The organism is Trichormus sp. NMC-1, assembly GCF_001858025.1.
Classification (GTDB): Bacteria; Cyanobacteriota; Cyanobacteriia; order Cyanobacteriales; family Nostocaceae; genus Anabaena.
In genome coordinates, this window is the sequence record NZ_LZQD01000034.1 from 1 (window position 1) to 1,225 (window position 1,225).

Consider the following 1,225-nt stretch of genomic DNA (forward strand, 5'->3'; position numbering starts at 1 on the left):
ATTACGAATTACGAATTACGAATTACGAATGTAATTTCACTGAAGGAATGGATTTAGTTTCACCTTTGGAGTTCCAACTGCGATGAGCAGCTTCTACAAACTGACTGACGCGAATTGGGTCAATGGGTTGCTCAATTCTTCCGTGACGTTTGAGAGAACTGGAAACAATTACACCATTTGCTGCCTGCATTAGGGTATCAATATTTTCCCAATTAGCTCCACTACCAATAAATACTGGTGTACCAGCAGCAGCCCCACAAGCCAATTCTAAATCTTCTAAGTTAGGAGGACTACCAGTTGCCCAACCAGATAAAATTACGGCATCGGCCAACCCTCGTTCAATCGTGTCTTTCACCGCCACCGTCAGATTAGGAGAACTTAAAGGACGGGCGTGTTTAACCAACACATCAGCAAAGATTTTCACATCTGATCCTAGCTCTCGCCGATAGCGGAGTAATTGATGGGCTTCTCCCTCTATTAATCCTTGGTCAGTAGCCATCACACCCGTGAGAACGTTGACGCGGATAAATTGAGCTTTGACACAACTAGCGATCGCTATGGCACTTTTGCCATCATTCCGCAAAACATTTAAACCTATAGGCAAAGTCACTAAATTCTGTATTCGTTGTACCACTACAGTCATGGCACTCACAACTGCTGGATCAACTTGGTTTTTGGTAAACGGTGCGTCGAAAAAATTTTCTACAATTATGCCGTCTACCCCTCCACTGGCCAGGGCTGTTGCTTCTTGTTCTGCACGGTCAATCACCGCTTTCAGGCTACCTCCCCAACGAGGTGAGGTAGGCAGGGGTAGCAAGTGAACTACGCCAATGATTGGGGTTTGAGTTTTGAATAACTGATATAAGTCCACGTCTTTAATTTGCTAAGGCATTGTCCAGAGTTGAGAATTTTTTGACTAAAGACAAGAATAATTGGGTACATAGCATTACTTTACGTATAATTTTTATGAGTTTATTATACGTACAATAATACGTTCTGACGCACCTTCTCCTTTTCCAGACTTCTACAAAAAGTCTATTAAATTTTAACCCCTTGTCATTGGGATGCTTACAGCTTGCATATTTTTTGACACTCCCCGGTCTAAAGAAACGGGGATTCTACATTCACCGTCAAAACTTGCTCAACCAGGTTTACACCCTTACGGGTGATGCCTCCGGCACGCTGGCGCGAACGCCAGTCGCTCATGGGGGAAACCCCCAAGACC

The 1,225-nt window shown here is 44.0% G+C and carries 1 protein-coding gene; it reads right to left on the reverse strand.

Features of this window, described 5'->3' with window-relative positions; genetic code table 11:
- Positions 1 to 22: 22 nt before the first annotated feature.
- Entirely contained in the window at positions 23 to 871 is an 849-nt protein-coding gene (locus tag A9Y75_RS25765; RefSeq protein WP_071192725.1) for a photosystem I biogenesis protein BtpA, read from the reverse strand.
- Positions 872 to 1,225: the final 354 nt, after the last annotated feature.